This is a genomic window from Arthrobacter hankyongi (assembly GCF_022012395.1).
GTDB classification, from domain to species: domain Bacteria; phylum Actinomycetota; class Actinomycetes; order Actinomycetales; family Micrococcaceae; genus Crystallibacter; species Crystallibacter hankyongi.
In genome coordinates, this window is record NZ_JAKLTQ010000012.1 from 16,458 (window position 1) to 41,410 (window position 24,953).

Consider the following 24,953-nt stretch of genomic DNA (forward strand, 5'->3'; position numbering starts at 1 on the left):
GCCCGGCACGCAGCCGGTTAACATCACGGTATGAGCCAAGCCGCAGACGTCCCCGCCCCGCCCACCGGCGCCCGGCCCACGCGCTCACGGGCCGGGGTGCGCGTGCTGGCCTGGGCCTGCTGGGACTGGGGCTCGGCCGCCTTCAACGCGGTGATGACCACCTTCGTCTTCACCGTCTACCTCACCGGGGATGCCTTCGGCGGCGGCGACCGTGCCTCGGCCGTGCTGGGCTACGGCCTGGCCGTCTCCGGCGTGGTCATCGCCCTGCTGGCCCCCATCACCGGCCAGCGCTCGGACGCCGGCGGCCGGCGCAGGTTCTTCCTGGGGATCAACAGCCTGGCGGTGGCGCTGCTGACCGCGCTGTGCTTTTTCGTCCGGCCGGCCCCAGAATTCCTGCTCCTGGGCGTGGGCCTGATCGCGCTCGCCAACATCTTCTACGAATTCGCCAACGTCAACTACAACGCGATGCTCACCCAGATTTCCACCCCGGCCAGTATCGGCCGGGTCAGCGGGTTCGGCTGGGCGATGGGCTATGCCGGGGGCATCGCCGCCCTGGCCCTGGTGCTGGCCGGCTTCGTGCTGCCGGAGACGGGGTGGTTCGGCGTCACGGCCGCGGACGGACTGAACATCCGCCTGGTGGCGGTCTTCTCCGCCCTGTGGTTCATGGTCTTTGCCCTGCCGGTGCTGTTCGCCGTACCGGAGGTTCCGCGCCGGGCCACCGGGCCGCGCACCGGCCTGCTCGCCTCCTACGCCGTGCTGGCCCGCCGGATCCGGACGATCTACCGCGCGGACCGGCACACCGTGTACTTCCTGCTCGCCAGCGCGGTCTTCCGCGACGGGCTGGCGGCCGTCTTCACCTTCGGCGGGGTGATCGCGGCCGGCACCTTCGGTTTCACCCTGACGCAGGTAATCTTCTTTGCCATTGCCGGCAACATCGTCGCCGCGGCCGGCGCGGTCATCGGCGGCTTCCTGGACGACCGGGCCGGGCCGAAGGCCGTGATCGTCGGCGCGCTGGCCGGCCTGCTGGCCACCGGCGGCGCCCTGCTGGTCCTGGGTCCGGAGGAGCATGTGCTGTTCGGCGCCGCCTTCGACGGCACGCTGACCTTCTGGGTCTTCGGGCTGCTGCTGTGCCTGTTCGTGGGCCCGGCGCAGGCTTCCTCACGGGCCTACCTGGCGCGGCTGGCGCCGGAAGGCGAGGAAGGCGGGCTGTTCGGCCTCTACGCCACCACCGGCCGGGCGGTCAGTTTCCTGGCCCCGTCGCTGTTCGCGCTGTGCATCGGCATATTCGGGTCGCAGCGCTATGGCATCCTCGGGATCCTGCTGGTGCTGCTGGCCGGCCTGCTGGTCCTGCTCCCCGTCCGGGCCCCCGACCATGCCTGCGCCCGCCCCCGCACCCCCTCCACCCCCGATCGGCTTTCCACTTAACGACCTTCCCAGCGCTGGGCAGGTCGTTAAGTGGAAAGTCGATGAGAGGTGGGGGCGGCAGCCGGCGGCCGGGGTGGGTCAGCGGTCGATCGGGGTGCGGTGGAAGTTCAGGTGGGAACGGGAAGCGGTGGGGCCGCGCTGGCCCTGGTAGCGGTTGCCGTATTCACCGGAACCGTACGGGTGCTCGGCCGGGGACGTCAGGCGGAAGAAGCACAGCTGGCCGATCTTCATGCCCGGCCAGAGCTTGATGGGCAGGGTGGCGACGTTGGACAGTTCCAGCGTGACGTGGCCGGAGAAGCCCGGGTCGATAAACCCTGCGGTGGAGTGGGTCAGCAGGCCCAGCCGGCCGAGCGAGGACTTGCCTTCGAGCCGGGCCGCAATATCGTCCGGCAGCGTGACCGCCTCGTAGGTGGAGCCCAGGACGAACTCTCCCGGATGCAGGATGAACGGCTCGTCCGCCGCCACTTCCACCAGCCGGGTCAGCTCCGGCTGCTCCTCGGACGGATCGATGTGGGCATACTTGTGGTTGTCGAAGAGCCGGAAGAACCTGTCGATCCGCACGTCCACGCTGGAGGGCTGGACCATGTCCGGCAGGAAGGGGTCGAGCAGGATCCGTTCGGCCTTGAGTTCGGCACGGATATCGCGGTCGGAGAGCAGCACCTACTAAAAATATCGCATCCGGCCCCGTTCCCCCGGCGCGCTGTCCTGCCGATCCGGCCCGGTGCTGGCAGCATGGAGCCCGTGAACGCCAAGACGAACGCCCTCCCGTGCAGACCGCCGCGCAGCCGGTGGCGGAACCTGCTGGCCACGGCCGCCGTGCTGTGCCTGTCCGCCGGGGTCCTGTCCGCCGTACCGGCACCGGCCGCGCAGGCCGCGGAACCGGTCCGCGATGCCGGCAGCATCAAGGTCTTCGTCAACAAGAGCCACCCGCTGAGCCCGCTGAAGTACAAGCCCGCGGACCTGGCCACGGTCAAGGGCACCGGCTACAGCCTGCGCAAGGAAGCAGCGGGCAAGCTGGCCGGCCTGTTCTCCGGCGCCCGCAAAGCCGGGCACCGCCTGAAGGTGGTCAGCGCCTACCGTTCGTACGGCCAGCAGTCCTCGCTCTACAGCTCCTACGTGCGCACGTACGGCCGGGCCTATGCCGACTCGATCTCGGCGCGGCCCGGCTACAGCGAGCACCAAACCGGTCTGGCCGTGGACGTGGGGCAGGCCACGGCGACCTGCTGGCTGGAGGCCTGTTTCGGCAGCACGCCGGAGGGCCGGTGGGTGGCGAAGAACGCCTACAAGTACGGCTTCATCGTCCGCTACCCGAAGGGCCAGCAGCAGGTCACCGGCTACACCTACGAACCGTGGCACCTGCGCTATGTGGGCGTGACGCTCGCCTCCGTGCTGCGCACCAGGGGCATTCCCACCCTGGAGCACTACTACACCGTGGGCAAACCGAGCCTGCGCGGCACCGCCGACCTGCTGGCCACGGATCCGGCCGGCGACCTCTGGCGCTATCCGGGCGGTACCGGCAAGCTGCGGCCCCGGGTCCGGATCGACACCACCGGGTACAACACGGTGCAGGCCGGCTTCGCCCTCGACTGGAACCGGGATGGGACCCTGGACCTGCTGCTGCAACTGAAGGACGGACGCCTGCTGGCCAATTACGGCAAGGCCGGCGGCGGCTTCCGCAGCCCGGTCCAGGTGGGCGCCGGCTTCCGGGGGATGTCCCTGGCCGCCGGGCGCTGGGTGGGCACGCACAAGTACCCCGGCGTCGTCGCCCGCACCGCGGGCGGCACCCTACGCTACTTCCGCAATGCCTCGGGCAAGGCGGTCTCCGCCGGGACCCGGATTGCCACCGGCTTCGCCGGGGCGCGGCTCACCATGGCGGACTGGGACCGGGATGGCCGGCAGGACCTGCTGGCCATCCGCGGCGGAGCCTTGTACGTGCAGCGCGGCGACGGTGCCGGCCGCTTCGCCGGCGCGGCCCGGAAGGTCGGCTCCCGCGGCTGGAACGACGTCGCCGGGCTGACGCCGCTGCGCGGCTACGCCGGCCGCGGCAGCACCGGGCTGATGGCCATGTTCAAGGACGGCAGGCTCCGCTACTATCCGTACAGCCAGGCCCGGCTGGGCAGCGGCAGCACCGAGGCCACGGGGTTCCGGAACCGGACCGTGTTCGGCTGAGCCGCCGCGGGCCCCGGGGCTAGCCGTTGTCCGTGCCGATTTCGGTGCGCACCGCGAACAGTTCGGGGAAAAACGTCAGGTCCAGGGCCTTGCGCAGGAAGCCAGCCCCGGAGGAACCGCCGGTGCCGCGCTTCATGCCGATGATCCGCTCCACCGTCTTCAGGTGCCGGAACCGCCAGAGCTGGAAATTGTCCTCCAGGTCCACCAGTTCCTCGCAGGCCTCGTAGACGTCCCAGTTTCCGTGCGCATGCTCGTAGATCTCCTTGAAGACCGGCAGCAGCGCGGGCTCGAAGACGTGGGCCTGGCGCACGTCGCGGTCCAGCAGCCCTTCGGGGACCGGGTAGCCGCGCCGGTGCAGCAGCGCCAGGAACTCGTCGTAGATGCTGCTCTGCTCCAGCAGTTCGGTGAGCAGCCGGTGCGCTTCCGGCAGGGCCTCGAAGACCGCGAGCATGCCGGCGTTCTTATTGCCCAGCAGGAATTCGACGGCGCGGTACTGGAAGGACTGGAATCCCGAGGCGGCTCCGAGGTCGCCGCGGAATTCGGCGTATTCCGCCGGGGTCAGCGTGGCCAGCACCGGCCACTGCTCGATCAGCACATGCTGGATGTGCTTGATGCGGGCGATGCCCTTCATGGCCGAGCGCAGGTCGTCCCCGCGCAACTGCCGGCGCACGGCGCGCAGCTCGTGCAGGATGAGCTTGAACCAGAGCTCGGTGGTCTGGTGCTGGATGATGAACAGCAGCTCGTCGTGATGCTCCGGCCGGCTCACCGGGACCTGGGCGGACAGCAGCCGGTCCAGCTGCAGGTAGGAGCCGTAGTCCATCCTGCCGGAGAAGTCTGTTTCGATCCCGCTTTCGATGCGGCGGGTGTTCTTTTCGACCACCATGGGGACCACCTTACGGCCACCGGCGGCGGCCGGCCCGGTGCCCGCGGCGAACGGCTGGTCTGGGCCGTTAGAGTGGTGCCATGGACGTGCAAGAAACACCGCTGCCCGGCATCGGTGTCCGCCGCGAGATCATCCTCGGCAGCGGGCGCCGGGTGGGCATCGTCATCCAGCGTGACGGCCAGACCGAACTGATCATCTCCCGGGTGGACGACCCGGACGCCGTCCTGGCCTCCATCCCGCTGAGCACCGAGGAGGCCGCCACCCTGGGCAGCCTGCTCGGCGGTCCGCAGCTGGTGGCCCAGCTGGCCGAGGAGCACAGCGACCTGCCGGGCGTGAGCACGCGCCAGTTCCTGATCACCGAAGGCACCCCGTTCGCCGGCCGCCTGCTGGGCGACACCAGGCTGCGGACGCGCACCGCTGCTTCGATCGTGGCCATCCTGCGCAACGGCCTGGTAGTGCCCTCCCCCACCCCGAACGACATCATCGAGCCGGGCGACCTGCTCATCGTCGTGGGCACGCCGGACGGGCTCGACGCCGCGTCCGCCATCCTGCACGGAAGCTAGGCCGCCGTGGGCGCCACGACGGCGACGCTCATCGAGCTCGGGATCGTCTTCCTCGGGCTCGGAATGCTGGGCCGGCTGGCTGCCCGTTTCGGCATGTCCCCCGTGCCGCTCTACCTGCTGGGCGGGCTGGCCTTCGGCCAGGGCGGGCTCGTCGAATTCCGCGGCATCGCCGAATTCGGCCATATCGCCGGGGAAATCGGTGTAGTGCTGCTGCTGTTAATGCTCGGACTGGAATATACGGCCATGGAGCTGGTGACCGGGCTGAAGCAGTCCTGGCAAGCCGGCGTGGTGGACCTGGTCCTGAATTTCACCCCCGGTGCGGCGCTGGCGATCGTGCTGGGCTGGGGGCCGGTGGGGGCCATGGTCCTGGGCGGGGTGACCTATATTTCCTCCTCGGGCATCGCCGCGAAGGTCCTCACCGACCTGGGCCGGCTGGGCAACCGGGAGACCCCGGCGGTCCTGGCCGTGCTGGTGCTGGAGGACCTGGCGATGGCCGCCTACCTGCCGGTGCTGACCGCCGTGCTGGCCGGCATCGGGCTGCTCGGCGGGGCCACGGCGCTGGGGATCTCGCTGCTGGTGATTACCGTGGTGCTGCTCGCGGCGCTGCGCTTCGGGCACCGGATATCGGGCTGGATCCACAGCCCCGAGCAGGAGACCTTCCTGCTCAAGCTCATCGGCGCCGCCCTGCTGGTGGCCGGCGTGGCCTCGGCCCTGCAGGTTTCGGCGGCCGTGGGCGCCTTCCTGCTGGGCATCGCGATCTCCGGGGCGACGGCGGACAGCGCGAGCCGGCTGCTGGAACCGCTGCGGGACCTGTTCGCCGCCATGTTCTTCGTGGCGTTCGGCCTGAACACCGATCCTTCCACCATGCCCCCGGTGCTGGGCTGGGCGCTGCTGCTGGGGATCGTCACTGCGGTGACCAAGGTCGCCACCGGTGCCTGGACGGCCTGGCGGGCGGGCATCGGCCGCTGGGGCCGGGTGCGCGCCGGTACGGTGCTGATTGCCCGCGGCGAGTTTTCCATCGTGATCGCCGGGCTGGCGGTCGCCTCAGGCCTGCTGCCGACGGAGTTGAACGCCCTCGTGGCCGCGTATGTGCTGCTGATGGCCGTCGCCGGCCCCATCGCCACGCGGTTTGCCGAACCGATCCTGCGCCGGCTGACCCGCCAGCCGGAATACGCCGGCTGATCAGCGCACCGAAGCATCCCACCGCCAAGGCAATCCGCGCGTCGCCGGCGTCCGCCCGCAGGCGCCGAGCAGATCCTGCCAGGGGTCGCCGGTGCGAACCGCAGCCGGAAACAGCCGGTCCAGGACGCGGGCGCAGACCGACGCGTCGGCTGCATACGGGATCTGGTGGACCGTCAGGATATCGAAGGCATGCACCGCAGCCTCCACGATCCCCATCGCCGCAAACCCCTCGGCGTCGGAAATCCCCATCGGGTGGTAGCCGCGCTTGCCGTCCGCCGTCGCCACCACCGAACACAGTAACCCCGCCGCGGCATCCAGGCAGCGCAGGATGCCGCGGGTGCCGGCCGCAGGGTCCGGGTAGAAGATGATCCGCGGGCCGCCGGCGCGCAGCGGCGGCGGCTCCAGCAGTTCCACGTAGTCGTCCTGGGGCGGCCGGCTGCCGGACAGCTGCAGGGCGTAGCCGCCCAGATCATCCAGGATATGTCCCGCGGTCTCGCGGCAGGTCCAGGCCAGCTCGAAGGCCGGCCGGTCCCAGGCCTCGTCCGGTAGCAGGGCAAAGCGCTCCAGCACGCCGTCGGCCACGCGGCGCAGGTCCTCACTGGTGACAGTCATGCACCGATCCTGCCAGATCGCAGCAATCGGACGGGCCGGCCCGGGCACAGAATGCAGCTTTTTCCCTGTGCCCCGCCCGCCGGCGCTAGCGGAAATCTCCGGCGGGGGCTTATGGTCGGTACCAAGGTTGCTTAGCATCGCCGCCTGCGGGTGGGACGCATGCTCTGGTCGGCTACAAGGATGTGGAGGCGGGGTATCTATGACAGCGGAATCCAGCAGCCGGCGCAGGGCCCGCGGCAGGCCGCGCACCCTGGCCGTCCTCGCGTCGGCCGCCCTGCTGCTCGGCGGCTGCTCCGCGCCGGAGGGGCCGCCGGTCCTGACCTGGTACATCAATCCGGATGCCGGCGGACAGGCCGCCATCGCCGCCAAATGCACCGAGGCAGCCGGCGGCAAGTACCGGATCGAAACATCGCTGCTGCCCAATGACGCCGCCTCCCAGCGCGAACAGCTGGCCCGCCGTCTTGCGGCCGGGGATTCCTCGCTGGACATCATGAGCCTGGACCCGCCGTTTGTTCCCGAACTGGCCGAGCCCGGCTTCCTGGCCCCGGTTCCGGCCGGCACTGCGCGGCGCACCACGCAGAACGTGGTGGAGGGCGCGCTCACCGGCGCCAAGTGGAAGGACAAACTGGTCACCGTGCCGTTCTGGGCCAATACCCAGCTGCTCTGGTACCGCAAATCGGTGGCGCGCGCGGCCGGCCTGGACATGTCCAGGCCGGTGACCTGGGATCAGCTCATCGATGCGGCCAAGCGCGAAAAGAAGTACCTCGGCGTGCAGGGAGCGCTGGCCGAATCCATGACGGTCTGGGTCAACGCCCTGGTCGCTTCCGGCGGCGGGCAGATTATCGAGAACCCGGACGCGCCGGCGGACCAGATCAAGCTCGGCCTGGACTCCCCCGCCGGCACCAAGGCGGCCGGGATCGTCTCGACCATCGGCAAGGAAGGACTCGGCAGCCCGGGCCTGCCTACCCAGAACGAGAACACATCGATGCTCCTTTTCCAAGGCAGCGACGGCTCCTTCATGGTGAACTGGCCGTTCATCTGGCCGGCCACCAAGGACGGCGTCAAGGGCGGCAACCTGAAGCCCGCGCTGCTGGCGGACATCGGCTGGGGCCTGTACCCGCAGGTCACCCCCGGGCGGGACTCCGCTCCCCCGCTGGGCGGCATCAACCTCGGCGTCGGCGCCGCCAGCAAGCATCCGGACCTGGCCTACCAGGCCATCGAATGCATCGTCAGCCCCGGGAACCAGGCCGAATACTTCGTCACCAACGGCAATCCGCCGTCGAACACCGAAGCCTACAACGATCCCCGGGTCAAGCAGGCCTTCCCGATGGCCGCCACCATCCGGCGGTCCCTGGAACTGGCCAAGCCGCGTCCCCAGACGCCCTACTACAACGAAGTGTCCACGGGGATCCAGCAGAACTGGGCGCCTCCGTCCGCCGTGGACCCGCGGAGCACCCCGGAGTCCACCACCAAGTTCATCCTCGAAGTGCTCAGAGGGGAGCGGCTGCTGTGACCGTGACAACCAGGCAGAAACAGGCACCCGAGGCCGTCCGGCCCGGCGGCCGGCAGTACAGCGACCGGACACGGGCCGAACGGCGGCTGGGCTGGCTGCTGGCCGGCCCGGCCTTCGTGGTCATGCTCGCGGTCACCGCCTACCCGATCCTGCAGGCGGTCTACGACTCACTGTTCCAGTACCGCCTCACGGCACCGCAGGACCGTGAGTTCATCGGGCTGCGCAACTACGCCGTGGTGCTCACCGACGAGGTGTTCTGGCGGGATCTGGGCGTCACCTTGCTGATCACGGTGGTGACGGTGGCAGTGGAACTGGTGCTGGGCTTCGCGCTGGCCCTGGTCATGCACAAGGCGCTGACCTCGGTGCGCGGACTGCTGCGCACCGCCATCCTGGTCCCCTACGGGATCATCACCGTGGTCTCCGCCTTCGCGTGGTTCTATGCCTTCGACATCAATTCGGGCTATGTCAACCATTGGTTCAACTGGGTTCCCGGCATAAGTCCGGACCTGAACTGGTTCGCCGACACCTGGACCGCCCTGTTCGTGATCATGGCCTCGGAGATCTGGAAGACGACGCCGTTCATCTCCCTGCTGCTGCTGGCCGGGCTGGCCCAGGTCCCCGACGAACTGACCGAGGCGGCGGAAGTGGACGGAGCCACCTGGTGGGAGCGGATGCGGCGGGTGGTCCTGCCCAACATGAAGGCCGCCATCATGGTGGCCGTGCTGTTCCGGGCGCTGGATGCCTTCCGGATCTTCGACAATATCTTCATCATGACCAAGGGCGCCTACGGGACCGAGACGCTGTCCCTGCTGGCCTACCGGACCTCCATCGGCCGGCTCGAAATAGGCCTGGGGTCGGCCATCTCGGTGGTGCTGTTCATCTGCGTGCTGCTGATCTGCTTCATCGCCATCAAACTGTTCAAAGTGGACCTGGCCGGCGCCCGGGGGGAGAAATCATGACGTCCGTGAAGAACACGAACAGGCGCGAGCGGACCATCTGGACCATACTGACGGTGCTGGTGCTGGTCTACGCGCTGTTCCCGGTGGCCTCCATCTTCGCCACCTCCTTTAAGCTGCCCAGCGACCTGAGCACCGGCAAGTTCCTGCCAACCACCTGGAGCCCGGCGAACTACGAGCAGATCCTGGTCGGCAACGCGCAGGAACTGTTCCTGAGCGCCCTGCGGAACTCGGTGGGCATCGCGCTGATCGCCACGTTTATCGCCGTCGTGCTCGCCACGCTGTGCGCCTACGCGATCGCCCGGCTGGATTTCCCGGGCAAGAAGCTGGTGCTGACCACCGCCCTGGCGGTCTCCATCTTCCCGGTGATTTCCATCGTGACCCCGCTGTTCAACCTCTGGCGGCGGATCGGGCTCTACGACACCTGGCCGGGCCTGATCATTCCCTACCTGTCGCTGACCCTGCCGATCTCCATCTGGACGCTGGCGGCGTTCTTCCGGCAGATCCCGTGGGAGCTGGAGCAGGCGGCCCAGGTGGACGGCGCCACCACCTGGCAGGCTTTCCGGAAAGCCGTGGTGCCGCTGGCGGCCCCGGGCGTATTCACGACGGCGATCATCGCCTTCTTCATCGCCTGGAACGACTTCGTCTACGGCATCTCGCTGACCTCGACCCAGGCCGCCCGGCCGGTTCCGGCCGCACTGGCCTTCTTCACCGGCGCGTCCCAGTTCGAGGCACCGACCGGGGCGATTTCGGCGGCGGCCATCATCGTAACCATTCCGGTGGTCCTGCTCGTGGTGCTGTTCCAGCGGCAAATCGTCTCCGGCCTGACCCAGGGCGCGGTCAAGGGCTGAATAGGCCTGACCCAGGGCACGGTCAAGGGCTGAATAGAAAGGTATCCGATGGCATCGATCACCCTCAGGAACATCGTCAAGCAGTACGGTGACGGCTTCCCCGCGGTCAACGACGTCAGCATCGACATCGCGGACGGCGAATTCATCATCCTCGTGGGTCCCTCCGGCTGCGGCAAGTCCACCCTGCTGCGCATGATCGTGGGGCTGGAGGACATCACCGCCGGGGACCTGCTGATCAACGACGTGCGCGTCAACGACAAGGCCCCGCGGGAACGCAACCTGGCCATGGTCTTCCAGAACTACGCCCTCTACCCGCATCTGACCGTGTTCGAAAACATCGCGTTCCCGCTGCGGCTGGCCAAGAAAAAGCACAGCGAGGAAGAAATCCGGCAAAAGGTCACGGAGGCGGCGCGGACCCTGGAGCTGACCGACCACCTCGAACGCAAGCCGGCCAACCTCTCCGGCGGCCAGCGGCAGCGCGTGGCCATGGGGCGGGCCATTGTCCGCGAAGCGGACGCGTTCCTCTTCGACGAGCCGCTGTCCAACTTGGACGCCAAGCTGCGCGGCCAGATGCGTTCGGAGATCTCCCAAATGCAGCGCCGTCTGGGCGTGACCAGCGTGTACGTCACGCACGACCAGACCGAGGCCATGACGCTGGGCGACCGGGTCGCCGTGCTGAAGAAGGGCGAACTGCAGCAGATCGCCTCCCCGCGGGAGCTGTACGAACAGCCGGTCAACCTGTTCGTGGCCGGGTTCATCGGCTCGCCGTCGATGAACTTCCTGCCGGCCACCCCGGCCGGGGACCGGTTGCGGACGCCCATCGGCGACATCCCGGTAGCCGCAGACAAGCTCCAGACGGTGCAGGGCAGGCAGGTTGTCCTGGCCGGCATCCGGCCCGAGCACTTCGAGGACGCCACGCTGGTGGACGAGGCCAAACGCCCGCAGGGCCACACCTTCAGCACCGAATTGACCCACTCGGAATGGCTGGGCAACGAACAATACGGCTACATCAGCTTCGAGGCCGAGCCTGAGATCCACCGCCTGCTGGCCAACCTCGCCCGCGAAATGGACGCGGACGAACTCCGGCCACAGATTGTGGTGACCCTGGATGCCGCCAGCAGGATCCGCGGCGGCCGGCCCGCCGAACTATGGGTAGACACGAGCAAGCTGCAGCTGTTCGATCCGGAAACCGGCATCAACCTCACCCGGGATGCCGAGGCCGGCCGGGAGCTCACGGCCGAAGCCGACGCGGCACGGAAGGAGGAAATCGGACTGGCCAGGGAACGCCAGGGTGTCCCGGTTCAGGGTTAGGCGCGAACTGGGGTAAGCTAAGTGACGTTGTGGGGCCGCGCCCCCACGCGGGCGTAGCTCAATGGTAGAGCGCCAGCTTCCCAAGCTGGACACGCGGGTTCGATTCCCGTCGCCCGCTCCAATTCCCCCTCCTTCACAGATGGCCTTTTCGGTGCGCCCTCGGTCTACACTGGTGAGCGATGAACCGCACAATGTTTAAGTCCAAAATCCACCGGGCTACCGTCACGCATGCCGACCTGCACTACGTCGGCTCCGTCACCGTGGACCTGGACCTCCTTGATGCCGCGGATATCCTGCCCGGCGAACTGGTTTCCATCGTGGATGTCACCAACGGCGCCCGGCTCGAGACGTACACCATTGCCGGCGAGCGCGGCTCGGGAGTGCTCGGCATCAATGGTGCCGCCGCGCACCTGATCCACGAAGGCGACACGGTCATCCTGATCACCTACGCGGCCATGACCACCGAGGAGGCCAGGGCGTTCGTGCCCACCGTGGTGCACGTGGACGCGTCCAACAGGATCGTCCAGCTGGGCAGCGATCCTGCCGAGGCGCTCAGCGAAGAATTCGCGCGCCCGCCGTTCGCCGTCAAGTAGCAGTCCCGGACTACCGGGGTGCTGGGGGTACTGGCGGGGTTTTCCGTTGTCTGGGTGGTCATTCTGGTCGGCTATTTCGTCGGCCGCGCCGGCGTCCTCGGCCCGGAAGGCAGCAGGGCGCTCAGCCGGCTGGCCTTCTTCGTGGCCAGCCCGTGCCTGCTGCTGGAGACGCTGAGCCGCTCCAGCCTGGCCGTAATCTTCTCCGACGCCCTGGTGGTGGCCGCTGCCAGCGCTATCGCCACCGCCGTCGTCTTCCTGGCGCTGGCCCGCTTCTGGTTCCGCCGGGGCCTGGCCGAATCCATGGTGGGCGCCATGTCCGCTTCCCTGGTGAACTCGGCCAACCTCGGCCTTCCGGTGGCGGCCTACGTGCTCGGGGACGCTTCCCTGGTGGCGCCGGTGCTGATTTTCCAGCTGGCCTTCTTCACCCCGCTGTTCCTGATGGTGCTGGATTCCTCCACCAGCCGGCACCGCACCACCGTGGCCGGCTTCGCGGTGCAGATCGCGCGCAATCCGGTCCTCATCGGCACCGCCGTCGGGCTGTTGCTCGCGGCCACCGGCTGGCAGCTGCCGGAACTGGTGATGGAGCCGATCCGCCTGATCGGCGGGGCGGCCGTGCCGGCGATGCTGATCGCCTTCGGCATCTCGCTCAACGGTTCGCGCCCGCTGCAGGCCGACGGCGGCCGGCGCGCCGACGTCGTCGCCGCGTCCGCCTTCAAGCTCTTCCTGCAGCCGGTGCTGGCCTGGCTGCTGGCACGCTTCGTGCTGGGCATGGAGGGGCACCTGCTCTTCTCCGCCGTCGTCCTCGCCGCCCTGCCCACGGCGCAGAACGTCTTCGTGACCGCGGCCCGGTATGAGCGCGGAATCGTCATCGCCAAGGACACCGTGCTGCTGACTACCATCGTGGCCGTGCCGGCGATGATGCTGCTGGCCTGGCTGCTGACCTGAGCAGGGGCTGCCGCCCGGCCCGGCTGCTGTGTACGCTGGCTCCCATGGCGAGCATATCCACCGCGGAGCATGTGGCACAGCTCCAGCGCGGCTACACGTTCGAGGGCACCGCGGTCAATCTGGGGGCGGCCCTGGTGGACGGCGAAGTCCACCCCGAAGCGGCCATCCGGCTGCCGCTGGCCATGATGAACCGGCACGGGCTCATCGCCGGGGCCACCGGCACCGGCAAGACCATCACGCTGCAGGTCATCGCCGAGCAGCTCTCGGCCCACGGTGTGCCGGTCTTCCTGGCCGACATCAAGGGCGACCTGACCGGGTTGTCCACGGCCTCGGCCGGCAGCGGGAAGCTGCTGGCCCGCACCCGCAGCGTCGGCCAGGCCTGGGCGGGCAGGTCCTTCCCGGTCGAATACTTCTCGCTCGGCGGGGACGGCCGGGGCGTGCCGCTGCGCGCGCGGATCTCCGATTTCGGACCGCTGCTGCTCGCCCGCGTGCTGGACCTGAACGAGACGCAGGAATCGAGCCTGCAGCTGGTCTTCCACTACGCGGACCGCAATGACCTGGAACTGTACAACCTGGCCGACCTGCGCGCGGTGATCCAGTTCCTGGTCTCGGCCGAGGGCAAGGCGGCGCTGGCGGACCTGGGCGGGCTTTCCAAGGCCACTGCCGGGGTGATCCTGCGCGAGCTGGTGGCTTTGGAAGCCGAGGGGATGGACCGGTTCTTCGGTGAAACCGCCTTCGACACGGTGGACCTGCTGCGCACCGCGCCGGACGGCCGCGGCATCATCTCCTGCCTGGAGCTGCCCACGCTGCAGGCCAAGCCGGCGCTGTTCTCCACCTTCATGATGTGGCTGCTGGCCGACCTGTTCGCCGAGCTGCCCGAGGTGGGGGACGTGGACCAGCCCAAGCTGGTGTTCTTCCTGGACGAGGCGCACCTGCTCTTCCGCAACGCGTCCAAGGCGTTCCTGGAATCCATCATGACCACGGTGCGGCTGATCCGGTCCAAAGGGGTCGGCGTGTTCTTTGTGACCCAGACGCCCAAGGACGTGCCCGACGAGGTGCTGGGCCAGCTGGCCAACCGCGTCCAGCACGCCCTGCGCGCCTTCACCCCGGACGATGCCAAGGCCCTGAAGGCCACCGTATCCACCTTCCCGGTCAGCGCCTACGACCTTGAGGAGGTGCTGACCACCGCCGGGATCGGCGAGGCCGCGGTCACGGTGATGAACGAACGCGGGGCGCCCACCCCGGTGGCGTGGACCAGGATGTATTCTCCGGAGTCCACCATGGGCCCCTCCCCCGCTGCCAGTGTGGACGCACTGGTGGAGTCTTCCGCGCTGCTGCCGAAATACGGGCCGGTGGTGGACAGCGTTTCCGCCGAGGAAAAGCTTGCGGCGGCGGCCGCCCGGCCCGTCCCTGCCACGCCGGCTGCCGGGTCCGGGCCGGCCGCCGGTGCCGGGCGGGCAGGCACGTCCGGCACCGATCAGGCCTCGGTCGACGCCGAGGCCCGCCGGATCGAGGAGCAGATCCTGGGCCGGCCCGCCAGCCGCCCGGCTACCCGGCCCGCGCCCCCGGAACCGCGAGCCGGGGACCGGCCCGGCAAGCCCACGGCCACGGCGCCCGCCGGCGACGGCGGAGCCTCCGGTGCGTTCATGGATGTGGCGGTGCAGGCCGCCACGGCCTTCGGCCGCGAACTGGCCCGCGGCCTCTTCGGCACCCGCCGGCGCCGCCGGTAGGAACCGGGGCGGCCCGGCCGCGGCAGTCCACCGGCCGTGGTCCGGCAACCCCGTACGGAGCAGGTAACTTATTAGGGTGGGAAACTCGACCGTGCTCAGGACCGTGGCCATCTGGCTGCTGTGCCTGATGCTGACAATTGCGGCCGGTGCCTTGGCCATCGTACTGGTCAATGCGAAGGTCTACGGGCCGCAGCAGCAGGTCAGGGACTACATCGAGGCGCTGCAGAACGGCGAAGGGGGCAAGGCGCTGGGCCTGCTGCGGGCCAGCCTGCCGGATGCCAACCCGGCCATGCTGGACGGTGAGGCGCTGAAGCAGTCGGTGGCGGGGCTGGAGAACCTCCAGCTGGGCGAAGCCGTCGAAACCGACGCCACCCACGTGGACGTGCCGGCTAGCTACACAATCAAGGGCCGGGAGCACCGCACCACCTTCAAGCTGGAAAAGGTCGGCACCAACTGGCTCTTCTTCAGCCGCTGGTCCTTCGTGCCCTCCACCCTGCCGACCCTGCAGGTGCAGGTGGTCAACGAAACCGAGGCTTCGCTCAACGGCACGCGGGTGGCGCTGCCGGGCGGAAAGGGGACCTTCGCCGCGTTCTACCCGGGCTCGTACGAGGCCCACTTCACCAGCGACAACTTTGCCGCCCCGGCGGTGGAAACCGTGATCGACCATCCCAACGGCACGGAGCAGCTGTCGCTGGCCACGGCGCCCACCCCGAAGCTGGTGGAAAAAGCCAACAGCCAGATCAAGGGATTCCTGGACCAGTGCGCGGAGCAGAAGGTGCTGCAGCCGGCCGGGTGCCCGTTCAGCCTGCCGCTGGACCGGGTGCAGGACGGCACCATCGACTGGGACATCGTCAAGTACCCCACGGTGTCGATCGAGCCCTTCCGCGGCAGCTGGGTGGTCAAGCCGCTCAGCGGCACCGCGAAGCTGAAGGTGGTGGAGATCGACCTCTTCACGGGTGCGGCGGTCCCGCGCGAGCTGGAGCAGAAGTTCGACTTCACCGGCCAGCTGAGCGTCGACGGCGACGACGTCACCCTGACCCCGGTGGTCAGTTACTGATCCGCAGCCGCACCGCGCCGGCGCGTCGGGCCCTTCTGACCGCCGCTCCCCCGCCTATCCGCAGGCTGCCAATGATGTCCCTAGGCTCGATTGTGCACAGCCGCCGAGCCAAGCAGCCGGCCAAACGATCGGATCTGGATAAACCGTCGTCCCCGCCGAAACCGGACACGACGGAACCGCTGACGGCACGGCCGGCCGCCGGCGTCGAAAACCGGAGGGCCTCCCCGCAGCCGGGCTGCGGGGAGGCCCTCCGACGGGCTGGGCGGGCTTAGTCCAGGCCGCGCAGGTCCAGCGTGAGCTCGGCCGTGCCCTGGCCCAGCACCACGGGGATGCCCCAGTCCTGCTGGTACAGGTGGCAGGCCGCATGGTCCGGAATCTCGCCGCCGGGCTCGCCGTCGCACGCGGCCGCCCGGGCGGTGATGTGCAGGACGCCTTCGGGCACATCCGCGGCCAGCACCAGCTCGCGGACCAGGCCGGTGGAGGTGCCCGCCCCGGAGACCAGCAGGTTCTCCGGCGACGCGGAGATCTTCAGCTGGGTCGGATCCCCCCAGCGGTCATCGAGCTTCTGCCCCTTCGGCGCGGCGAAGCGCACGGTCAGGGCCAGCGGGCCGGGCGACACCTCGGTCTTCGGCCGCTGGGTCTGGGAGGCTCCCTCGTCAACGGTCAGGGCTTCCTTGGGGATCGGGACGCGCACCAGCTGGTGCCGGTTGGCCTCCACCACCAGCAGCAGCGGCTCCCCGCCGCTGGCAACGGCCGAGTCGTCCAGCAGCACGTCGGAGGGTTCGGCCAGGCCGCGGGCCAGCGTGGAGACGGTCCTGGTGGCCGGGTCGTAGCGGCGGACCGCGCCGTTGTAGGTGTCCGCGACCGCCACGGAGCCGTCCGGCAGCACGGCCACGCCGAGCGGGTGCTGCAGGCGCGCCTGGCCGGCCTCGCCGTCCCGGAAGCCGAAGTCGAACAGGCCGGTGCCGATGGCGGTGTGCACCTGTCCCCGTTCCTCGCCGCGGACCTCCACGAAGGAGATCACCCGCAGGGCCGAAGTTTCCGAGTCCGCCACCCAGATGTTGCCCTCGGCGTCCTCGGCCAGCCCGGAGGACTGGGCGAACCAGGCGGCGTTCGCCTCCCCGTCCAGCAGGCCTTCCAGCCCGGTGCCGGCGAGGATTTCGACGGCGCCGGTGGCCGGGTCGAAGGCGAAGATCTGGTGCACCCCGGCCATGGCCACCACCAGTTTGCCCAGCTTGGCAGACCAGAGCACGTCCCAGGGCGAGCTGAGCGAGACGCTCAGCGGGTCGGCGCCCAGCCGCGGTGCCGTGGAAATCGCTTCCGCCAGTTCCTCGCCCAGGTCCTCGCCGGCGCCGGCCTCGTCCGCCTCGGAGCCGGGCCCGGCCTGCGCGCCGGCGGCCGCGGCCCGCTGGTTGTCGGCGTCGAGCAGGCGCTGCACGCCGTTGCCGGCCACGGTGGTGACTTCGCCGGTGGCCAGGTTCAGCCCGCGCAGGCGGTGGTTGACCGAATCGGCCACGACGACGTCGTACCCGGCCTGCGCGCGTACCTCCGCAGGCAGCAGGGCCAGGCCCTGCGGCTCGTTGAAGCGGGCCTGGCCGGCGGCGCCGTCGGCCCAGCCCTTCTCGCCGGAGCCGTAGACCGTGAGCACGGTGGCCAGGTCCGGGGCCAGTTCCACCAGCCTGTGGTGCCCGGTGTCCCCGACCAGGAAGCTCTCCCCCGCGGACCCGACGCCGTCCGGCAGGGCGATGACCTTGCCCGGGAAGCGCAGGTCCCCGGCGGTGGACTCGGCGGGCACGTACGGGCCGTCGCCGCGGTGCAGCGTGCCCTTGGCCTCGTGCTCGGCCACCAGTTCCTCCAGCAGCGAGGCAAGGCCGCCGGCGTGGCCTTCGCCGGAGAGGTGCGCCACAATGTAGCCCTCCGGGTCCACCACCACCAGCGTCGGCCAGGCCCGGGCCGAGTAAGCCTGCCAGGTGTCCAGCTCCGGATCGTCCAGGACCGGGTGGTGGATCTCGTAGCGTTCGACGGCGGCGGCCAGCGCCACCGGGTCCGCCTCATGCTCGAACTTGGGCGAATGCACGCCCACGGTGACCAGCACGTCCCGGTACTTTTCCTCCAGCGGGCGCAGCTCGTCCAGCACATGCAGGCAGTTGATGCAGCAGAAAGTCCAAAAATCCAACAGCACGATTTTGCCGCGCAGGTCCTCGAGACCCAACTGTTTGCCGCCGGTGTTGAGCCAGTTCCGGCCCACCAGTTCGGATGCACGCACCCGGTAGTTGCTGCGGAGGGAGGTATCGGCCTCGGTCATCTGGTTTCTCCTTGGATCCTGCTGGTTTCGTCGGTCGTCGGTGCGGGGGCCGGCTCCGGGCCGCTGTCCGCCGGTGCTGCCGGCCGCGGCCCGCCGGGCGGCACCAGGCGTGCGTCCTGCCGGGCCAGCCGGGCAAACATATCGTTGTAAGCAGCCAGGTCGGCGTCGTTATTCCGATCGGCCGCCCGGTCATTACGCTTTGTTTCGCGCGCATCCGAGCGCGACCACATGTACGCGACGCCGATGGCCACGCAGAGCGTGGGGATTTCGCCGATGCCCCACATCACGGCGCCGCCGATCTGCTGGTCCGCCATGGCGTCCGGGCCCCAGGCCCGGCCCATGTTCCCGAACCACGATGCCTGGATCAGCGAGGTGGAGCTGGTCAGCGCCACGCCGAAGAAGGCGTGGAACGCCATCGTGGCGAAGAGCAGGATCAGCCGCAGCGGGTAGGGGGCCCGCCGCGGCACCGGGTCCTGGCCGATCATCGAGAGCACGAACAGGTAGCCGGTAATCAGGAAGTGCACGTTCATCAGCTCGTGGCCCACATGCTCGCGCAGCGCAAAGCCGAAGATCGGCGTGTAGTAGAAGATGATGATCGAGCCGGCGAAGTTCGCCGCGGCCACCAGCGGATGCGTGATGAAGGCCGCGTATTTCGAATGCACCAGCCACAGGATCCACTCGCGCGCGCCGCGGCTGCCGTCCGGGCGCGGGCTCAGCGCCTTCAGCGCCAGCGTGACCGGGGCACCCAGGACCAGGAACAGAGGCACCACCATGGTCAGGGCCATGTGGCCCACCATGTGGGCGCTGAACAGCACCATGCCGTAGACGGCCGGCGCGCCCGAGGTGACGTAGCTCAGTGCCGCCAGCCCGACCAGCCAGCTCACGCCCCGCAGCACCGGCCAGGAGTCCCCGCGCCGGTACAGCTTGATCATGCCCAGCAGGTAGGTGGTGGCGGCGGTGAGCACGATGGCGACCCAGAGCCAGTCGAAGCGCCACTCGGTGAACCAGCGGCCGTCGGTCAGCTCCGGCGGCAGCTCGTAGCCGGTGAGGATGCGGGCCGGGGAGGCGTCCACCGGGGCCGTTTCGGGTTTCGGCGGTGCCGTCCGGGCCAGGGCGACGGCGACCCCGGAAACTGCCCCCATGATCAGCAGTTCGACAGTGACCAGCTGCCAGAGCACCCGGGCGGCCGGCTTGCTGCCCAGCTGCGGGATGATCCACTGCCGGTGCATGAAGCCGATCAGCCCCAGCAGCAGCGTGGCCAGGGCCTTGAAGACCACCAGCGAACCATACGGCGTGGCCAGCTGGGACAGCGAGGTGATCCGGATGGAAGCATTGACCAGTCCGGAGAGGAAGACCAGGAAGAAGCTGAACACGGCCAGCGCGGAGAACCGCCGGAGCACCACGGCGGTGATGTCCTTGGACCCCAGCGTTCCGGAGATGACCGCCAGCACGATGATGCCGCCCACCCACAGGCAGACCCCGATCAGGTGCAGTCCGATCGAGTTCACGGCGCCGTAGTGGTCGTCGCCGCCCGCCGAGTGGCCGATCAGCGCCAGCGGCACCAGTCCGCCGACCACGGCCAGCGCCAGCGTACCGGCGAGCTCGCCGACCGACCGGACCCCGAACACCAGCGTGGCGACGATCGCCGCGCTGATTGTCACGGCAAGCCAGGCCCGGCCGGTGGAAATATCCGTCATGTAGCCCACCAGCGCCGAGGTGAAGGACGGATCGGCGCTCAGCGGCTGGCCGGCGATATCGGAGAAGGACAGGACCAGCACCGCCACGGCGGAGACCGTCCAGGCAATCGCCGCGCCGGCGGCCAGCGTCAAGGTGCGGGTGAATGCCGGATGCTCGCCTCCGCCGTCGTCCTGCGCACCGGTCCGGCCGCGCCCGGGCCGGCGCAGCCGCGGCGGCAGGATGCCGACGGCGAACACCAAGGCGCCGATCACCGCGGCGGCGGAGAGATTGTGGATGCTTTTGGCCAGGGGCAGGGCCCAGCGCGTCAGCGCGCCGGGGTCCGAGAGCGCCCGGGTGGCGGCTGCGCCCGAATACGTCAGCGCGGCCACGAGGGCCACGGCAACGACGGCGGCGGCGGCCAGCAGCCACAGCCTGCCGATGCCGCCGGAGCCGAGGGACGTCCAGCCTGGTGCGGCTTCCGGAGCCGCCGGAGCGGAGCCCGGCCGCGGAGACGTCTGGGTGTTTTTGGATACTGCCACGCACTCTATTCTCCCGGCATGCCGGGCGGGGCGCGAATCGGCCGTTGGTTAGACGGTTAAACGCCCAGGGGCCGCCCGATGGATCGGGCAGCCCCTGGCGGAAGCTGTGCGCTTACTTGGTGGAAACGGCAGCCTTCAGCTTCGAACCGGCGGTCAGCTTGACGCTGTGGCCGGCAGCGATCTGGATGGTTTCGCCGGTCTGCGGGTTGCGGCCGGTGCGGGCAGCGCGGTCGGTGCGCTCGACGGCGAGCCAGCCCGGGATGGTGATCTTCTCGCCCTTGGCCACGGAGGTCGCGAACAGGTCGAAGACGGAGTCCAGAACTTCGTTTACGGTCTTCTGGCTGCTGCCGGTCTTCTCTGCCACTGCTGCAACGAGTTCACTGCGGTTGATAGCCAATTTTTGTCCTCCTGGACTGCTTGGTTCGGTCCGAGCCTTCCACGGACGTGAAAAGCTACTGAGCGAAAACTTACCAGCTTGATCCACTGCGGACCGGCAAAACCCGCGGATTTCTGCGACTTTTCGGGGATTTTCGACGATTCGGCGTCATTTTTCGGCACCTGCCGGGGCCGCGGACGCGCAAGGGGCGGCGGTCCGAAGACCGCCGCCCCTTGTCAGGCGTGGGTGCGAAGCCCGGCCGGTTCCTACCAGCTGGACTTCTTGATGCCGGGCAGTTCGCCGGCGTGCGCCATGTTGCGGAAGCGCACGCGGGAGATGCCGAACTTCTGGAAGGTACCGCGCGGGCGGCCGTCGATCTGGTCGCGGTTGCGCAGACGGACCGGGGAAGCGTTGCGGGGCAGCTTCTGCAGGCCCAGGCGGGCGGCTTCGCGGGCCTCGTCGCTGGCGTTCGCGTCGACCAGGGTCTTCTTCAGTTCCAGACGCTTTTCCGCGTAGCGCTCCACAACAAGCTTGCGCTGCTCGTTGCGGGCAATCTTGGACTTTTTGGCCATGTGCTTAGCGCTCCTCTCGGAATTCGACGTGCTTGCGGATCACCGGGTCGTACTTCTTCAGGACCATGCGGTCCGGATCGTTACGGCGGTTCTTGCGGGTGACGTAGGTGAAACCGGTACCCGCGGTGGACTTGAGCTTGATGATCGGACGTACGTCCTTATCCTTGGCCACTAGAGCTTCACACCCTTCGCGAGCAGCTCGGCGACGACGGCATCAATACCGCGCACGTCGATGGTCTTGATGCCGCGGGCGGAAACCTGCAGCGTGACATTGCGGCGCAGGGACGGAACCCAGTAGCGCTTCTTCTGAATGTTCGGGTCGAACCGGCGCTTGGTGCGGCGGTGCGAGTGCGAAATGCTGTGCCCGAAGCCAGGCTTGGCTCCGGTCACCTGGCAGTATGCTGCCATGATCTCTCCTCCAGTAGTAGTAAATATTGACGGGCCACTACAGTTACAGCGGCATTGCTGCCCCTGAATCTGCGTATGAAGCGCCCGTCACCAGTTGTGACACCGTTATTACTGCGACTTTCCGGAGGTTAACCTGGCGGGGTGAGATCCAGCCGAAGTGCCTCGACGCGTGGAAGACGGTGAAGGTCCGGGTCGCCATACAACCTCTTCTTCCGCATGCAGGACATGCGGAAGCCTCGGTCGCGTGACTCAACGCCCCTCTATCCTAGTACCCGGCGGGGATTCGTCCAAACCGGGCAGGCTCCGGCCGGGGCCGGCGCTTCAGCTGTTCAGGCGCGGCTCGCGCAGCACCCAGCTGGTGGGCTCCAGCCGCTGCACGATCTTCTTGCCGATGCGCTCCATATCCGCCACATCGCGGCGGTCCAGCCCGTCGAAGATGGTCTGCCGCACGGATTCGACATGGCATGGCGCCAGCCGCTCGATCGCCGCATACCCGTCCTCGGTGAGCGCCGCGGTGGTCACCCGGGCATCCTCCCGGGATTGGCTTCGGGCCACCCAGCCGCGCTGCTCCAGCTTCTTGACCACGTGCGAGAGCCGGGACAGGGAAGAGTAGGTGCGCGAGGCCAGTTCGCTCATCGGCAGGCACCGGCCCTCGGCCTCGGACAGCATCGCCAGCACGGTATAGTCGAAGAGCGTCAGCCGGCCCTGGCGCTGCAGCGTCCCGTCCAGGCTGCCGGGCAGCAGGGTGGTGACGGCCAGCAGGGCCAGCCAGGCCTGCCGTTCCTCCGGGTCGAGCCAGCGTGCATCAGTCATGATTCCATTCTGCCACAAAACTTGATCCTTCAACCTTCCGCCTCTGGCCTCCCGGGCTGTCTGGGTCTAGATTCCTAGGTGGCAGTCCGGCCAGCCCGGCCGGCCCTTCGGTAGGGAGCGCTCATGACTGACATCACCATCATCGGCAACGGGAACATGGCCCGCGGGATCGGTACCCGCGCCGTGGCGGCGGGCAAGTCGCTGCAGATCCTCGGCCGCGACGCGGAAGGTGCCGAGGCCCTGGCCCAGGAGCTGGGTGGGGACACGCTGTCCGGCACCACCGCCGAGCCGCCGGCCGGGGACATCGTGGTCCTGGCGCTGTGGTTCGACGCCGCCAAGGAGGTCGTCTCCGCCTACAACGACGCCCTGGCCGGCAAGATCATCGTGGACATCTGCAACCCGGTCGATACCCAGACCTTCGACTCGCTCGTGGTGCCAGCCGACACCTCCGCGGCCCAGGAGATCGCCAAGTTGACCGGCGGGGACGTGGTCAAGGCCTTCAACACCACGTTCGCCGGCACCCTGATGGCCGGCGCGGTGGCCGGCCAACCCCTGGACGTGTTCATCGCCGGCGACTCGGCGGACGCCAAGGCCAAGGTCGCCGAATTCGCCACCGCCGCGGGACTGCGGCCGCTCGACGTCGGCGGACTGCGCCATGCGCGCGAACTCGAGGGCATCCAACTGCTGGCCATGGGTCTGTCCGCGAATCCGGACAACGAGTTCAACTGGGACACCGCCCTGAAACTGATCCGGTAGTCCGCGCGGACGGCAGCAGGTCCGCACCCGGCCGGGTGCGGACCTGCTGGTTCGGGTCCCGTTCCGCTAGGAGACGGCCGGCTCCAGCCGACGCCCGGCGTGGGCAGCGGCCGGCACCGGGATCAGCGGCAGCGGCATACTGTCCACATCCAGCAGCGGGTTGCTGTCCTGGCCGGCCACCAGTTCCCGGGCCTCCGCCGTCGTATCGACGGACGGCATGCAGCCGGGCAGAGGCCGCTTGGCGCTCTCCGGGATCCGCCAGATAGCGAACAGGCCGAAGACGGACATGATGACCAGGTAGAAGGCCGGCATCAGCTCGTTGCCCGTGGCCTGGATCAGGGACTGGGTGATCAGCGGCGTCGTGCCGCCGAAGATCGCCACGGCGAAGTTGTAGGCGATGCCCATTGAACCGTAGCGGCTGGACGTGGGGAACAGCGCCGGCAGCGCCGAGGCCAGGTTACCGACGTAGAACGCCGTGGCCGCGCCCAGGATGGCCAGGCCCAGCAGCGTGGCCCACATCTGGCCCACGCCGATCAGCAGGAACGCCGGAATGCCCAGCACAATGGTGATGACCGAGCCGACCAGCAGCACCGGCCGGCGGCCGATCCGGTCGGAGAGCCGGCCGGTCAGCGGAATGGCGGCGGAGAGCAGCACCAGCACCGGGATGGTCAGCAGCGTGCCTTGGAACGCGTCATAGCCCATGGTCTGCTGCAGGTAGGTGGGCATGTACGAGGTCAGCGCGTAGCCCACGGTATTGCCCGCGGCCACCAGCAGCATGGCCAGCACGATCGGCCGCCAGTAGCCGGCGATGATCTGCCGGTAGGTCTTCGGACCCTCCGCGACCGCGGCCTTGGTCTTGTCCTCCTGGGCGTCCTGGGCGGCCTGGAAGGCCGGGGACTCCTCGATCCGCATCCGGAAGTACAGGCCGATCAGGCCCAGCGGGCCGGCCAGCAGGAACGGAATGCGCCAGCCCCAGGCCAGCATGGCCTCGTTGCCCAGGCCGAGCTGCAGGACGGCCACCACAACGGCGCCCAGGGCGAAGCCCAGGTAGCTGCCCGTATCCAGGATGCTGGCCAGGAAGCCGCGGCGCTTATCCGGCGCGTACTCGCTGACGAACGTGGTGGCGCCGGCGTACTCGCCGCCGGTGGAAAAGCCCTGGACCAGGCGGCAGAGCACCAGCAGCACGGTAGCCCAGCCGCCGATGGCCGCGTAGGTGGGCAGCAGCCCGATGGCAAAGGTGGAGGCCGCCATCATGATCATGGTCAGCGCAAGCGTCCGCTGCCGCCCGATCCGGTCCCCCAGCCGGCCGAAGACCAGCCCGCCGACCGGGCGGACCACGAAGCTGGCGGCGAAGACCGCCAGGCTGCCCAGCAGTCCGGAGCCTTCTTCGCCGCCGGCAAAGAACAGCTGGCCCATGGTGACGGCCAGGTACCCGTAAATGCCGAAATCGAACCACTCCATGCCGTTGCCGACCACGGTGCCGCCGACGGCCTTGCGCAGCATCGGCCTTTCGACGACGTTCACGTCATCGACGCGCAGCTTCCGCTTGCGCATCTTCAGCGCCGGACGGCGGCCGGACCGGGCCGCACCGGGATCCGCCGGGACACCTTGATCGGGTGCCGCTGCCGGCGGGGTTGGATGGGTGTCTTTCGGCATTTGGGCCTTCTCTCATCGAGGTCATTTGCACGTGACTAGCACTCGCCGGAGCATGTTCGGC

24 protein-coding genes and 1 tRNA gene are annotated in these 24,953 nt (G+C 68.9%); 14 read left to right on the forward strand and 11 right to left on the reverse strand.

From position 1 onward, the window contains the following. Positions 1 to 30: 30 nt before the first annotated feature. Entirely contained in the window at positions 31 to 1,425 is a 1,395-nt protein-coding gene (locus tag LVY72_RS15065) for an MFS transporter (RefSeq protein ID WP_237822314.1), read from the forward strand. Positions 1,426 to 1,503: 78 nt separating this feature from the next. Here the strand turns inward: LVY72_RS15065 and dcd are convergent, their stop codons facing one another. After that, the gene (dcd, locus tag LVY72_RS15070; RefSeq protein ID WP_237822316.1) at positions 1,504 to 2,085 is read right to left on the reverse strand and encodes a dCTP deaminase; all 582 of its coding nucleotides are present in this window, start codon (positions 2,083 to 2,085) and stop codon (positions 1,504 to 1,506) included. An 81-nt stretch (positions 2,086 to 2,166) separates the two neighbouring features. Between dcd and LVY72_RS15075 the strand changes: the two genes are divergently transcribed. Beyond that, positions 2,167 to 3,594, forward strand: coding sequence for a D-alanyl-D-alanine carboxypeptidase family protein (locus LVY72_RS15075; RefSeq protein WP_237822318.1), 1,428 nt, complete (start codon positions 2,167 to 2,169; stop codon positions 3,592 to 3,594). Between the two features lie 19 nt (positions 3,595 to 3,613). Here LVY72_RS15075 and LVY72_RS15080 read toward each other — a convergent pair whose 3' ends face one another. Continuing rightward, entirely contained in the window at positions 3,614 to 4,477 is an 864-nt protein-coding gene (locus tag LVY72_RS15080; protein WP_237822320.1) for a tryptophan 2,3-dioxygenase, read from the reverse strand. An 80-nt stretch (positions 4,478 to 4,557) separates the two neighbouring features. Between LVY72_RS15080 and LVY72_RS15085 the strand changes: the two genes are divergently transcribed. Next, the gene (locus LVY72_RS15085) at positions 4,558 to 5,040 is read left to right on the forward strand and encodes a cation:proton antiporter regulatory subunit (RefSeq protein WP_237822322.1); all 483 of its coding nucleotides are present in this window, start codon (positions 4,558 to 4,560) and stop codon (positions 5,038 to 5,040) included. Positions 5,041 to 5,103: 63 nt separating this feature from the next. After that, positions 5,104 to 6,222, forward strand: a complete 1,119-nt coding sequence (locus LVY72_RS15090) for a cation:proton antiporter (protein ID WP_237822511.1) — start codon at positions 5,104 to 5,106, stop codon at positions 6,220 to 6,222. On the opposite strand, the gene LVY72_RS15095 is transcribed toward LVY72_RS15090, so the two are convergent. Beyond that, positions 6,223 to 6,834: a DinB family protein gene (locus LVY72_RS15095; protein ID WP_237822324.1), complete on the reverse strand. Its 612-nt coding sequence runs from the start codon at positions 6,832 to 6,834 to the stop codon at positions 6,223 to 6,225. Positions 6,835 to 7,033: 199 nt separating this feature from the next. Between LVY72_RS15095 and LVY72_RS15100 the strand changes: the two genes are divergently transcribed. The 9 genes from LVY72_RS15100 to LVY72_RS15140 all read left to right on the forward strand — a co-directional run bounded on the left by LVY72_RS15100 (position 7,034) and on the right by LVY72_RS15140 (position 15,790). Further along, a complete protein-coding gene (locus LVY72_RS15100; RefSeq protein ID WP_237822325.1) occupies positions 7,034 to 8,347 on the forward strand; it encodes an extracellular solute-binding protein in 1,314 nt (437 codons plus the stop codon). A 2-nt stretch (positions 8,348 to 8,349) separates the two neighbouring features. Further along, a complete protein-coding gene (locus LVY72_RS15105) occupies positions 8,350 to 9,306 on the forward strand; it encodes a carbohydrate ABC transporter permease (RefSeq protein WP_237822513.1) in 957 nt (318 codons plus the stop codon). Then, positions 9,303 to 10,154, forward strand: coding sequence for a carbohydrate ABC transporter permease (locus LVY72_RS15110; RefSeq protein ID WP_237822327.1), 852 nt, complete (start codon positions 9,303 to 9,305; stop codon positions 10,152 to 10,154). Before LVY72_RS15105 ends, LVY72_RS15110 begins: the two co-directional genes overlap by 4 nt. A gap of 48 nt (positions 10,155 to 10,202) precedes the next feature. Next, positions 10,203 to 11,465 (forward strand): ABC transporter ATP-binding protein, encoded by a 1,263-nt coding sequence (locus tag LVY72_RS15115; protein WP_237822329.1) that lies wholly within the window; start codon positions 10,203 to 10,205, stop codon positions 11,463 to 11,465. 47 nt (positions 11,466 to 11,512) lie between these two features. Further along, positions 11,513 to 11,586 (forward strand) — tRNA-Gly (locus LVY72_RS15120). A gap of 58 nt (positions 11,587 to 11,644) precedes the next feature. Then, positions 11,645 to 12,058 carry an aspartate 1-decarboxylase gene (panD, locus tag LVY72_RS15125; RefSeq protein WP_237822331.1) on the forward strand — a complete coding sequence of 138 codons (414 nt, stop codon included), beginning with the start codon at positions 11,645 to 11,647 and terminating at the stop codon, positions 12,056 to 12,058. An 18-nt stretch (positions 12,059 to 12,076) separates the two neighbouring features. Continuing rightward, positions 12,077 to 13,003 carry an AEC family transporter gene (locus LVY72_RS15130; protein WP_237822333.1) on the forward strand — a complete coding sequence of 309 codons (927 nt, stop codon included), beginning with the start codon at positions 12,077 to 12,079 and terminating at the stop codon, positions 13,001 to 13,003. A gap of 44 nt (positions 13,004 to 13,047) precedes the next feature. After that, the gene (locus tag LVY72_RS15135) at positions 13,048 to 14,733 is read left to right on the forward strand and encodes a helicase HerA-like domain-containing protein (RefSeq protein ID WP_237822335.1); all 1,686 of its coding nucleotides are present in this window, start codon (positions 13,048 to 13,050) and stop codon (positions 14,731 to 14,733) included. A gap of 76 nt (positions 14,734 to 14,809) precedes the next feature. Then, the gene (locus tag LVY72_RS15140) at positions 14,810 to 15,790 is read left to right on the forward strand and encodes a hypothetical protein (protein ID WP_237822337.1); all 981 of its coding nucleotides are present in this window, start codon (positions 14,810 to 14,812) and stop codon (positions 15,788 to 15,790) included. Between the two features lie 268 nt (positions 15,791 to 16,058). Here LVY72_RS15140 and LVY72_RS15145 read toward each other — a convergent pair whose 3' ends face one another. The 7 genes from LVY72_RS15145 to LVY72_RS15175 form a co-directional block, all read right to left on the reverse strand. After that, complete coding sequence (locus LVY72_RS15145) at positions 16,059 to 18,095, reverse strand: NHL domain-containing thioredoxin family protein (RefSeq protein WP_237822339.1); 2,037 nt, start codon at positions 18,093 to 18,095, stop codon at positions 16,059 to 16,061. Next, positions 18,092 to 20,311: a bifunctional copper resistance protein CopD/cytochrome c oxidase assembly protein gene (locus LVY72_RS15150; RefSeq protein ID WP_372463716.1), complete on the reverse strand. Its 2,220-nt coding sequence runs from the start codon at positions 20,309 to 20,311 to the stop codon at positions 18,092 to 18,094. The genes LVY72_RS15145 and LVY72_RS15150 overlap by 4 nt, the downstream gene beginning before the upstream one ends. Positions 20,312 to 20,423: 112 nt before the next feature. Then, entirely contained in the window at positions 20,424 to 20,708 is a 285-nt protein-coding gene (locus LVY72_RS15155; protein WP_237822341.1) for an HU family DNA-binding protein, read from the reverse strand. A gap of 245 nt (positions 20,709 to 20,953) precedes the next feature. Next, positions 20,954 to 21,259, reverse strand: a complete 306-nt coding sequence (rpsN, locus tag LVY72_RS15160; RefSeq protein WP_237822343.1) for a 30S ribosomal protein S14 — start codon at positions 21,257 to 21,259, stop codon at positions 20,954 to 20,956. A gap of 4 nt (positions 21,260 to 21,263) precedes the next feature. Beyond that, positions 21,264 to 21,431, reverse strand: a complete 168-nt coding sequence (gene rpmG, locus LVY72_RS15165; RefSeq protein WP_149955989.1) for a 50S ribosomal protein L33 — start codon at positions 21,429 to 21,431, stop codon at positions 21,264 to 21,266. Beyond that, the gene (gene rpmB, locus LVY72_RS15170; RefSeq protein ID WP_005266312.1) at positions 21,431 to 21,667 is read right to left on the reverse strand and encodes a 50S ribosomal protein L28; all 237 of its coding nucleotides are present in this window, start codon (positions 21,665 to 21,667) and stop codon (positions 21,431 to 21,433) included. The genes rpmG and rpmB overlap by 1 nt, the downstream gene beginning before the upstream one ends. Positions 21,668 to 21,988: 321 nt before the next feature. Beyond that, the gene (locus LVY72_RS15175; RefSeq protein ID WP_237822345.1) at positions 21,989 to 22,480 is read right to left on the reverse strand and encodes a MarR family winged helix-turn-helix transcriptional regulator; all 492 of its coding nucleotides are present in this window, start codon (positions 22,478 to 22,480) and stop codon (positions 21,989 to 21,991) included. A 123-nt stretch (positions 22,481 to 22,603) separates the two neighbouring features. On the opposite strand from LVY72_RS15175, the gene LVY72_RS15180 reads away from it, so the two are divergent. Continuing rightward, positions 22,604 to 23,236 carry an NADPH-dependent F420 reductase gene (locus LVY72_RS15180; RefSeq protein ID WP_237822347.1) on the forward strand — a complete coding sequence of 211 codons (633 nt, stop codon included), beginning with the start codon at positions 22,604 to 22,606 and terminating at the stop codon, positions 23,234 to 23,236. 66 nt (positions 23,237 to 23,302) lie between these two features. Here the strand turns inward: LVY72_RS15180 and LVY72_RS15185 are convergent, their stop codons facing one another. Beyond that, positions 23,303 to 24,892, reverse strand: a complete 1,590-nt coding sequence (locus LVY72_RS15185; protein ID WP_237822349.1) for an MFS transporter — start codon at positions 24,890 to 24,892, stop codon at positions 23,303 to 23,305. Between the last annotated feature and the right edge of the window lie 61 nt (positions 24,893 to 24,953).

Excerpts from the sequence above, each read along its gene's own strand:
- LVY72_RS15090 (WP_237822511.1), top strand. The coding sequence starts at position 5,104 with ATGCTGGGCCGGCTGGCTGCCCGTTTCGGCATGTCCCCCGTGCCGCTC.
- LVY72_RS15145 (WP_237822339.1), bottom strand. The coding sequence starts at position 18,095 with ATGACCGAGGCCGATACCTCCCTCCGCAGCAACTACCGGGTGCGTGCA.
- panD (WP_237822331.1), top strand. The coding sequence starts at position 11,645 with ATGAACCGCACAATGTTTAAGTCCAAAATCCACCGGGCTACCGTCACG.
- LVY72_RS15095 (WP_237822324.1), bottom strand. The coding sequence starts at position 6,834 with ATGACTGTCACCAGTGAGGACCTGCGCCGCGTGGCCGACGGCGTGCTG.
- rpmB (WP_005266312.1), bottom strand. The coding sequence starts at position 21,667 with ATGGCAGCATACTGCCAGGTGACCGGAGCCAAGCCTGGCTTCGGGCAC.
- LVY72_RS15135 (WP_237822335.1), top strand. The coding sequence starts at position 13,048 with ATGGCGAGCATATCCACCGCGGAGCATGTGGCACAGCTCCAGCGCGGC.
- LVY72_RS15115 (WP_237822329.1), top strand. The coding sequence starts at position 10,203 with ATGGCATCGATCACCCTCAGGAACATCGTCAAGCAGTACGGTGACGGC.
- LVY72_RS15085 (WP_237822322.1), top strand. The coding sequence starts at position 4,558 with ATGGACGTGCAAGAAACACCGCTGCCCGGCATCGGTGTCCGCCGCGAG.
- LVY72_RS15175 (WP_237822345.1), bottom strand. The coding sequence starts at position 22,480 with ATGACTGATGCACGCTGGCTCGACCCGGAGGAACGGCAGGCCTGGCTG.
- rpsN (WP_237822343.1), bottom strand. The coding sequence starts at position 21,259 with ATGGCCAAAAAGTCCAAGATTGCCCGCAACGAGCAGCGCAAGCTTGTT.
- LVY72_RS15185 (WP_237822349.1), bottom strand. The coding sequence starts at position 24,892 with ATGCCGAAAGACACCCATCCAACCCCGCCGGCAGCGGCACCCGATCAA.
- LVY72_RS15110 (WP_237822327.1), top strand. The coding sequence starts at position 9,303 with ATGACGTCCGTGAAGAACACGAACAGGCGCGAGCGGACCATCTGGACC.
- LVY72_RS15080 (WP_237822320.1), bottom strand. The coding sequence starts at position 4,477 with ATGGTGGTCGAAAAGAACACCCGCCGCATCGAAAGCGGGATCGAAACA.
- LVY72_RS15100 (WP_237822325.1), top strand. The coding sequence starts at position 7,034 with ATGACAGCGGAATCCAGCAGCCGGCGCAGGGCCCGCGGCAGGCCGCGC.
- LVY72_RS15180 (WP_237822347.1), top strand. The coding sequence starts at position 22,604 with ATGACTGACATCACCATCATCGGCAACGGGAACATGGCCCGCGGGATC.
- LVY72_RS15065 (WP_237822314.1), top strand. The coding sequence starts at position 31 with ATGAGCCAAGCCGCAGACGTCCCCGCCCCGCCCACCGGCGCCCGGCCC.